The sequence below is a fragment of the Streptomyces sp. NPDC102402 genome (assembly GCF_044765765.1).
In the GTDB taxonomy this organism is placed as follows: Bacteria; Actinomycetota; Actinomycetes; order Streptomycetales; family Streptomycetaceae; genus Streptomyces.
Genome location: NZ_JBIWKR010000039.1, coordinates 1 through 8,543, shown reverse-complemented (window position 1 = coordinate 8,543; position 8,543 = coordinate 1). Strand labels below are relative to the sequence as shown.

9 protein-coding genes are annotated in these 8,543 nt (G+C 61.6%); 3 read left to right on the top strand and 6 right to left on the bottom strand.

Going from position 1 to position 8,543, the window contains the following annotated elements; all coding sequences use genetic code 11:
• Positions 1–37 precede the first annotated feature (37 nt).
• The 3 genes from ACIRJR_RS37025 to ACIRJR_RS37015 form a co-directional block, all read right to left on the bottom strand.
• Positions 38–643, bottom strand: coding sequence for an HD domain-containing protein (locus ACIRJR_RS37025; RefSeq protein ID WP_403789171.1), 606 nt, complete (start codon positions 641–643; stop codon positions 38–40).
• Positions 644–785: 142 nt separating this feature from the next.
• Complete coding sequence (locus ACIRJR_RS37020; protein ID WP_403789173.1) at positions 786–1,208, bottom strand: very short patch repair endonuclease; 423 nt, start codon at positions 1,206–1,208, stop codon at positions 786–788.
• Between the two features lie 395 nt (positions 1,209–1,603).
• On the bottom strand, positions 1,604–2,923 hold the full coding sequence (locus tag ACIRJR_RS37015; RefSeq protein ID WP_403789169.1) for a DNA cytosine methyltransferase: 1,320 nt from the start codon (positions 2,921–2,923) through the stop codon (positions 1,604–1,606).
• 119 nt (positions 2,924–3,042) lie between these two features.
• Between ACIRJR_RS37015 and ACIRJR_RS37010 the strand changes: the two genes are divergently transcribed.
• The 3 genes from ACIRJR_RS37010 (at position 3,043) to ACIRJR_RS37000 (ending at position 4,888) form a co-directional block, all read left to right on the top strand.
• A complete protein-coding gene (locus ACIRJR_RS37010) occupies positions 3,043–3,882 on the top strand; it encodes a GIY-YIG nuclease family protein (RefSeq protein ID WP_403789167.1) in 840 nt (279 codons plus the stop codon).
• Positions 3,883–4,087: 205 nt separating this feature from the next.
• Complete coding sequence (locus ACIRJR_RS37005) at positions 4,088–4,639, top strand: Eco29kI family restriction endonuclease (RefSeq protein ID WP_403789165.1); 552 nt, start codon at positions 4,088–4,090, stop codon at positions 4,637–4,639.
• Between the two features lie 60 nt (positions 4,640–4,699).
• Complete coding sequence (locus ACIRJR_RS37000) at positions 4,700–4,888, top strand: hypothetical protein (RefSeq protein ID WP_403789163.1); 189 nt, start codon at positions 4,700–4,702, stop codon at positions 4,886–4,888.
• A gap of 411 nt (positions 4,889–5,299) precedes the next feature.
• Here ACIRJR_RS37000 and ACIRJR_RS36995 read toward each other — a convergent pair whose 3' ends face one another.
• From ACIRJR_RS36995 to ACIRJR_RS36985, 3 genes are all read right to left on the bottom strand, one after another.
• Positions 5,300–6,385, bottom strand: coding sequence for a DUF262 domain-containing protein (locus ACIRJR_RS36995; RefSeq protein ID WP_403789161.1), 1,086 nt, complete (start codon positions 6,383–6,385; stop codon positions 5,300–5,302).
• Entirely contained in the window at positions 6,385–7,110 is a 726-nt protein-coding gene (locus ACIRJR_RS36990) for an FRG domain-containing protein (RefSeq protein WP_403789159.1), read from the bottom strand. Before ACIRJR_RS36990 ends, ACIRJR_RS36995 begins: the two co-directional genes overlap by 1 nt.
• 199 nt (positions 7,111–7,309) lie before the next feature.
• Positions 7,310–8,356, bottom strand: a complete 1,047-nt coding sequence (locus ACIRJR_RS36985) for a hypothetical protein (RefSeq protein ID WP_403789157.1) — start codon at positions 8,354–8,356, stop codon at positions 7,310–7,312.
• Between the last annotated feature and the right edge of the window lie 187 nt (positions 8,357–8,543).

Below are 8,543 nucleotides of genomic sequence, written 5' to 3'. Positions count from 1 at the left end.
TGTAGATGTCGCAATCCACACCGAACCCGGGAGGCCCTCACTCGTTCAAGATCCCCAAGCCGTGGGATCCGTCACCAACCTCCGTGGATAGAACAGCTAGGGCCGCCTCCACCCGCCCTACGGCCGCCAGGATGTCCGGCGATGCCCGACGGATGAACCGCCCCACCAGGCTGTCGGACCCGTATCGCCCGGTGATCTCGGCTAACCGAGCCTCAACCGTCGTGACCTGGCCGTCGGGGGTTGTCGTCATGTCGCAGTACACAAGTGCGTCCACAAGGCGCTGGTCGTCCAGAAGTGGAAACTCGGCTTCCAGCACGGCCCTCAAGCCGCGCTCGTCGGCTTCGAGCAACGCAAACGAGTGGTTGGCCACGAGACGGACCAGCCGTTTGTCCGCATCGTGGCTGTCGCGGAGGAAGCGAGCACCGTCCAGCGGATGAAATCCAGAGAGGGCCAGGCGCGGCGCATATCCCACATCGTGCAGGATGGCCGCAGAGATTAGAAGTTCAGCGTCGCCACCCACAGCCCCGGTCAGCCCCACTGCGCGCCGTGCGACCCCTTGCGAGTGCGTCCACCGCCGAGCAAGCGGCTCAGCCAGTTCCCCCTCGGCCACCGCACATGCCCAAGCTGCCATCGCTTCATCCATGGTCGGTAGGTGCCCAGGTGCGTCCTTGCTTAGTCTCAGCCAGATCGATCAGAGCGTCACTCCCCAGCCCCGACTGGAGATCGTGCGGGCGCAACATTCGCCATCGACGCAACGTGCCCTGCGCTCAGAATTGAAACCCGCATCACAGGCTCGACAGACTGGGATCGACATGTCCCGCGTCGTTCTGATTCGCTGGCGAACCTCGCACAACACTTACCACTCGCGCGGCCGCCGCTTCGGGGTCCTCGTGCTCCCAGACGCGAATGACTGTCCAGCCAGCCTTCTGCAGGAGATGGTCCGTCTCGGCGTCCCTGGTCCGGTTGCCCTCGATCTTGTTGCGCCAGAAATCGGCGTTCTTATGTGACTCCCGTAGGTGTTCGGGACAGCCATGCCAAAAGCACCCGTCGACAAACACCGCGACCTTGGGCCTCGGAAAAATCAGGTCAGCTGTACGCCGGAGCTCAGGCAGCGGCCGTGCCGCAACGCGATAGCGGAGACCCTGTCTGTGCAGCAAGGACCGGAGTCGTAGCTCGGGTCGGGTGTCCTTGCTGCGGTTGCCTCGCATGGCGGCACGTACTGATGGCGAAGAGGCCCAGGAGCCCTCCACCGGTGGCTCCTCAGTAAGAAGGCCCTTTTCCCAGGCCACCTTCCAGCCCTCGGCGAGATTCTCGGTACGGGTCGCACGCTCTACCTGGCCGAGGTAGCGAGCGGGAGATTTGCCGCCGTCAGACCAGCGCAGGTACGCCCGAATCCGACGCGTATCGGGAAGCACCTTTAGCTCCACCGAAGCGCGGGCAAACCGTCCCCCGCCAAGGTCCACGGACCGCCTGTGACGGCCCCCGGCGGCCCGGTCCTGCTCCGCCGTGATGGCCGTGCGTGTACGGCTAGGCCGTCCCTTCCATGCTCGATCAGGTGGCGAGTCTTGTTTCCAGCCGCCCTGCGCCCTACTACTGGGCCCGGTCACTTCTGACGCTCCTCCGCTTCATCCAGAACAGCCGCGACCGCCTTCGCGAACACTTCGCCGAGTGCAACGGGTACGGCGTTGCCGAGCTGGCGCATTTTCTCCCCCCGCGGGCCCTTGAGCTCCCAAGTGTCGGGGAAGGTCATGACGCGGGCGGTTTCGCGTACCGTCATGTACCTGTGCTTGTAACGGACTCCGCCCGGAGCTGTCTTGTCTGCCACCAACTCGTCGAGGAGCATGACTGACTCACCGCCGGGGACCCCATGCACTCCGGCCTTGACGGTCTTCGCCGGACGATCGAGCTCGTTAGGGGTGTGCCCGTCGTAGATGCGGGCATCGGGCCAGCCAATGTGGTCCGTGAAGCCTCCCAGGAAGTGCTCGTTGCGATCCAGCCACTCGTCCGGAACATCCGGAAGGGGCTTGTTGTCGCCGATACCGGCAAGCGCGTCGCGCAGGGTGCGCCAGGGCAGAAGCCCATCGTCCATCGGCATGATCTTCGGTAGGCGAGCGATGACTCGATCCCTCACATGGTCCGGGATGTGGGAGTGCCGCTTCCAGTAGTCTCCGTCCTCCTCCATTGAACGTGTGAGGGCGACCTGGGAGTGTGTCGGCTTAGCGAGCTCCTTGAACATCTCGCGGTCGACATTCAGGTCGCGACGGAACGCAACGATGATCACGCGGTTACGGATCTGGGGAACCCCGTAGTCGGCGGCGTTCACCGGCAGCATGACGATGTCGTACCGCTTCTTGGGGTCGTCCGGCTCCTGTTCGCGCCGCTCCAGCAGGTACTCGTAGTGCTGCTCCCAGGAGGCACCTTCGGCTCGCTCCTCGAAGGGCAGCTCCAACTCGCGCTGGATGTAGTCGAAGTAGCGCTTGAAAGAGGGCCTGAGTAGACCGCGCACGTTCTCGCAGATCACCGCCTTCGGCTGGATCTGACGAACGGCCTTGAACATCTGCGGAAACATGTTCCGCTTGTCCTCGTCCCCCTTGGCGACACCACCAAGGCTGAAGGGCTGGCAGGGGGGACCACCGGCGAGCACGTCGACCTTGCCCGCCAGGTAGTCCATGTCGAGATTCTGGACATCACCCGCGACGAGGGGCACTTTCTCTTGGGGCTCGGGGGCTCGTGCGGGTTGCTGACCGTCGGGCAGCCGCTGGGCCCCGTTGGCCTCCAGCGTCTCGCAAGCCCGCTTGGCGAACTCGTTGAAGAGCAGGGGGCGGAACCCAGCGCGGTGGACGGCCATGGCCAGACCGCCAGCGCCAGCGAAGAGTTCGACGCCTGTGCGATCCTTCTTTGGTCCTTCTTGCAGCTCAGCCATTCCAAAAGCATACCGCGGAGTTGTAAATCTTCAAGCCATTTCGAGTCGACTGTTCGTCTGGCTTCGTAGGTCACCTATAGGGTTTCCGAGATCATGTTGGCCAAGGGGAGTGGGCGCGGATGGCACCGGTGGTGGGCTCCAACGACGGGACGCAGTACCACAAGGACTTCACCCTGAGCATCACTAAGGCGCTCGGCGATCAACTGGCCGTCGCGCTCGCCGGGCTCGCCAGGGCTCCGCTCGCTGAGGAGAGCATCACGCGACTGAAGGAGAAGCCTGGCGTCTACCAGCTCTACCTGAACGGTGAGTTCGTCTACGTCGGCAAGGCCGACAAGTCCCTGCCGACGCGCCTCCGCAACCACCTCAGCAAGATTTCGGGGCGCCGCAATATCTCCCTGGATGAGATGGCCTTCTCATGCTTGTACGTGGCTGAAGACTTCTCCGCCCTCGCCCCCGAACAACTGCTCATCAGCCACCACAAAGGCATGGGGGACATCCCCTGGAACAACAACGGCTTCGGTAACAAGGACCCCGGCCGCCAGCGAGACAGCACAGTCCTGAAGCAGAACCACTTCGACGTCCTGTTCCCGATCGATCTGGACCGACCTGTCAAGGGTCTGCAGGCCGGCGAGACGACGCTGCATGAACTTCTGGAAACGATCAAGGCTGGCCTCCCGTACAACTTCAGGTACGGGAAGTCGCCGGAGTTCAAGACCCGGCACGTTCACGTGCCGGCGGCTGAGATCACCGCCGACGAGATCTTCCGCTTGGTCTCCGCAGAAATACCGTCCAAGTGGCAGGCCACTGCCTTGATGGGCTACGTGATCATGTACGACGACAGCCCCACCGCATACCGGAGCGCGTGGCGGTACTACCGCGATGGAGAGCGCATCAGCGCCGTGCCGGAGGCCGAACCGGCCGGGGTAGTTGTAGCCGAACCACCAGCAGTGGATGACTGACTCAGCTAATGCGGACTAGCGCGCAGTCAGCAGCCGACAGCTCCAGATAAGAGGCGGAGAAGCCACAGTGCCAGCCCAACTTCCTTTCGACGGAACGGTTGACGAGCCGCCACGAGCCGGTGTCGATAGCGTCTACGACCCGCTTCGACGAGAGAACCTGGGCCGCAGCGTGCTTTGGGCGCTTACCTCTGGGGACCCTGTTCGAATGGACATGGTCCGGTCGTTCAATGGCTGCGGAATCTACGCGATCTACTATGCGGGGGATCACGAGCTGTACGCGCCTATCTCCGGATCGTTCGAGGTGCCGATCTATGTGGGTAAGTCCGACCCCGAGGGCGGCCGCAAGGGCCTCGAGGTTGCGGAAGCGTGGGCAGGAACGCCGCTCTGGAAGCGGATCTTGGCCCATCGGCGGAAGCTCAAAGCGGCTACTGATTTCGAGTTGGAGGACTTCTACGTCCGCTACCTCCCGGCCGACGACCTCTTCACGCCGATGGCTGAGCGCTTGATGATCAAAGACCTCCAGCCCGTCTGGAACGTGATACTTGAAGGCTTCGGCGTGAACCCCCAGGGAGGGCCCCGTCAGGCCGAGCAAATGCGGCCAAAGTGGCATGAGGTCCACGCCGGCGTTCCGTGGGCCGAGGGGATGCGCCCCCAACCGTCGGGGCCCGGACCACTCCGGGAGGCGATCCACAAGCACCTGAAGCTGCATGCAGCGCCTCCGGCGAGCGCGGCCGGGCGACCGCCCGGAGTGATTTGATCACAATGGCCGTTTCCCGCTGTGAGGGGCGCAGGCCGGTGACAGTGCCACACTGACGGAATGATCAGGGAACCAGCTGAGGCGTTCGTGTCCGATGCCGGCAGTGTTGAGATCCCGCTGGGCGTGCTTGCAGAGGCAGGGCTGTCCCCAGGGGCCGCGGTCGTCGTGTACAGCGATGGGGACGGGCGAGTGGTTGTCCGTCGACAGGATGACGCGATCCGCGAACTACTGGAGAACGGCATGCTGTGAGCCGTCCGTTGAGCGGCGTTGCCGGGTTTGGGGGACGCGGGTGGGCTGACCGTGCTACCCGACCCTGCTCGGCGGACCTGCTGAGACCCCTGCTGCGCTCCGGGGAGGATACGTGGGGGCGGACGAGTGCAGCCGCAGGAGGCAGCCCTGCAGGCGGATGGCTGAGTGGAGCATTCGAAGCCAACCACGATGAGTACCCCGTCCTAAAGTGGTGATTGACCGTGGGGCCAGCAGAGGCGAGAAAAGTTAAGCTGCTTCGCAGCACGCGGCGAGGTTGAAACCTGGCAGCATTGACGCGAATATCGAAGCAGTTGCCCTAATGTATCTCGTCCTGCCGCCGTGTAGGACGGGCTCTTGGTTCATGTCTTCGCGCAGTCCGGAGAATTTCACCGAAGTGAACTATTTCGTCAGTTACAACAGGTCAGGATTTTCTCCGAGTGTTCCATTCAAGAAACTTGTGAGAACTTTAACGCGATATCCCAGGGCTGACCCATCGTTCGCGCTTTGAGCGTAGCGATCGAACTCGATCAACTCGTACTGAGCTTCCGATAGATCAGACTCGGCCTTGGCTCTATTTTGCTTCCTGAGTTCTTCGAACTCGGCAAACCTATCCCTGGAGGGGAAGTTCTCGTCCCCCGCGTGAATGATCTCCTGAAACGCCAGGTAGTAGACGGAGACCATGCCGACCTGGGAGAGTAGTTTGTCGCGGTCCTCGAAGCATTCGGCCATGGCGTCGAGCACCTTGGTTACTGCATCCTTGTCTTTTTCTACGGTTTCCTTCCCTGCGTTCTCCTTCTTCTTCATGTCTTTCGCGAAGGCGTCCAGATGGAATTTTTTCACATCGGCAACGCGATTCATTTGCCACCAATAGAGAAACTTGACCGCCAAGTCCCAATGGCGGTACCGTCGATTGGTGAATGCAAGCCGCTGAGTGAAGAATGGATGCTGCGAAAGATCCCGGACGGCGGGTGGAACCGGTCCGCCAAGTGCATTCCTCTTCTCTGAGGCATTCAGTGGGACGGCTTCATTCAGGCGAGAAAACATCTCCTCGATGATTTCGATATCATCGGTCCTGATGGCGATGATATCCAGCGTGGTTGCGTTGAAGTACGCGGCAATTTCTGGATGCTTTTCCGCCACTTGTGAATAGGTAAGATCGCCGATGGCGACCTGAGCATCCTCGAAGTATTTGAAGTCCTCGGAAAGTGGAAACTTTCCGTCGAGAAACTCCCAGATCGCCTGTAGGCGCTGCTTTCCGTCAATGATGGCGTACCGAAGTCGATTCCCGTCCACCGTTTTCCTGGCCGCGAACTCGTGAAAGTAGATCTTCGGGACATCGAATCCGTTGATCAGTGAGTCAATCAGCAGTTGCTGTTTGTCGACTGACCAAATACCGCCTTGTCGCTGGTAGACCGGGTCCATCTCGATCTGCGGGCGCTGCTGGTAGATATATGCCACTGAACTGTTGCGCAGCGGTGCAATAGAGAACTCTTCCATCAGAACTCGTTCCTCACGTACTCGGCCAGGTGGCTGAGATCCGGATATACCGTCATCGCGTTGATGCCGAGCGTCTTCAGCTGTTCCCGTATAAACGCCTTTCGGGTCAGTGGGACGCTGTAACTTTCAAGGCAAGTGCCCGAATGGACGCCTTCCAATGGCTCGAATGACCTATGGCAAATTGTGAAAGTGCCGCTTTGCGCTACGATCCTGCCAAATGACCGGGCGGCAACGGCGGCTACGGGCGGCTGGGTGGGTCTCGGGCTCTTCGCCTTTTCCGGGAGGTATGTGTCCAATAGGTCATCCTGCCCGAAAAGCAAAATTCCAGGGGATCCTGGACTGCTCTTCTCATTCAAGTCATTCGGTCGCAAGATCCAAAAACGACCATCGGCATCCTCGTCGGACTCGGAGGCAAAGTACAGGCCGATGAGAGGGTTCTCGCTCCAGTCGAGAAGTCGGGTTGGCAAGCCGTGATGCTGGGCGAGGAAGAGCCAGTCCCATTCTCCCGCAGGTGGGCCAACGAGGCGCGGTATGGCGTTTTGCTTGAATTTTTTCAGCATCAGAATCTCGGACTCAATCCATTCCCGCTTGCGGGCCAATGACGGGATGAGTGGCCACGAGATGTCCGAGTGCCCTCGATACCACTGGGTATCTGGCCCTCCGGATGACGCCAAAACCTCCATGAGATTCTCAACGTTTGTGATTTCCCCAATTGGATCGCTCATCTGCTGTTGGCTACTCTCACTCCGTCTTCCCCACACCTGATGCAAGGATCATGGCACAGCCACTCGGGTGCCCGTGCGGAGTTGGCGCGATTGGTCTCCGCAGTTCTGTGGCTGGCCAACGCTCACGGATACGTGAGTGGTCCGGGACCACGCGGTATCCGGAGCCGTCCTTGGAGCCATTCGCCGCGAGATCGCGGAGCTAACCCTGTGGGTACAGTTCTGGCTCTCTGTCGAGGGCTGCTCTGCATGCGGCGGCCTGCACGTCGGTGTAGGCGAGTAGGTAAACGATGCGGATAGGCGATGCAGGGTGGGATTGGAAGTAGCCCACGGTGGCCGCCAGCAGGGTGTCCACCGTTTTGATCAGGTCACTGTTGCCTCCGCCGGTCCCAAGGAGCGGCAGCACTACTGAGCGCAGTGGCTCGCCCGCCCCAGCGATTCGGTCAACTTCGGCGAGGATGTTTCGAATGCACCGCCCCAGATCCATGACTTGGCGGTAGCCGGAGCCGGGTTCCCCCTCGACGGCGGCTACGTGCAGGACCCGCCGGACCTGGTTGCTTTCCTGCAGTTCTCCCGGTCCAGTGGCTAGAACCTGGCCAGCCGAAAGATGTGAACGGCCCGCCATGTGCTGAGCAAGTTCCAGGGCGATGGTGTCGTGAGATATTTGGCCGGTGTGATCCCGTCGGGCGCCGTGGTAGCGGATAGTCGCGGAAATTGTTGGTTCGTCGACGCGTGACATCTCCATCCGGGTGTTCTCCGGATTGATCCACACGTCCGTCCCCAAAACATTGGCCAGGTTCCCGGTAACCATCCCGATCCGGTGCCGCCGGTCCCCACGTAGCGGCAGTTCGTACCTGGTGCACTGGGCGAGGGGGCGCGGAGCCTCTCCCAAGGAGCGCTCGCTCAGCAGTTGTCGGCGTAGGGCGGCGTTCTCCCGGCTGACCTTCAGCAGCCGTGCCGCCAGCTCGTCCCGACTGCGTGTCTTGGCTAGCCATGCGAAGGATGCCAGCATGAAGAACGCTGCAAAGCCTGCGGCGCCGCCTAGTCCGAACCCCAGCGCCCGGCCTTCGGTGAGCGACTCTGGGAAGGCGGAGAACAGGAAGAGCGCCGCCGCCAGGGAGTAGAGAAGAATCACGGGTAGCTGGAGGGCGTACTGTCGCTCGTTTTGGCTAGGTGCAGACGACCAGATCTGTAACGCGACGCCGGAAATGGTGAGTACCGCCGTGACGGTCAGGTGCAGCGGACTCATTTGGCATCCTCCTCTGCTGTGCCGGTGCTGCTGCGCCGTCGCTCCGCGACGCGCATCCGCCGGACGCCGATCATATGCACGGCTGCGGGCGTCTAGTGCCGCATCAGGCAACGTTTGCCCTGTTGTCGGTGGGCGGTGCCAGCGCGTGCTGAGTAACGCGGTTACTGGGCGTCGAGCTGGTGGTCAG

What these genes read in the sequence shown, in the direction of transcription:
- ACIRJR_RS37010 (WP_403789167.1), top strand. Translation starts at nt 3,043, where the DNA reads ATGGCACCGGTGGTGGGCTCCAACGACGGGACGCAGTACCACAAGGAC.
- ACIRJR_RS37025 (WP_403789171.1), bottom strand. Translation starts at nt 643, where the DNA reads ATGGATGAAGCGATGGCAGCTTGGGCATGTGCGGTGGCCGAGGGGGAA.
- ACIRJR_RS37015 (WP_403789169.1), bottom strand. Translation starts at nt 2,923, where the DNA reads ATGGCTGAGCTGCAAGAAGGACCAAAGAAGGATCGCACAGGCGTCGAA.
- ACIRJR_RS37005 (WP_403789165.1), top strand. Translation starts at nt 4,088, where the DNA reads ATGGACATGGTCCGGTCGTTCAATGGCTGCGGAATCTACGCGATCTAC.
- ACIRJR_RS36990 (WP_403789159.1), bottom strand. Translation starts at nt 7,110, where the DNA reads ATGAGCGATCCAATTGGGGAAATCACAAACGTTGAGAATCTCATGGAG.
- ACIRJR_RS36995 (WP_403789161.1), bottom strand. Translation starts at nt 6,385, where the DNA reads ATGGAAGAGTTCTCTATTGCACCGCTGCGCAACAGTTCAGTGGCATAT.
- ACIRJR_RS36985 (WP_403789157.1), bottom strand. Translation starts at nt 8,356, where the DNA reads ATGAGTCCGCTGCACCTGACCGTCACGGCGGTACTCACCATTTCCGGC.
- ACIRJR_RS37000 (WP_403789163.1), top strand. Translation starts at nt 4,700, where the DNA reads ATGATCAGGGAACCAGCTGAGGCGTTCGTGTCCGATGCCGGCAGTGTT.
- ACIRJR_RS37020 (WP_403789173.1), bottom strand. Translation starts at nt 1,208, where the DNA reads ATGCGAGGCAACCGCAGCAAGGACACCCGACCCGAGCTACGACTCCGG.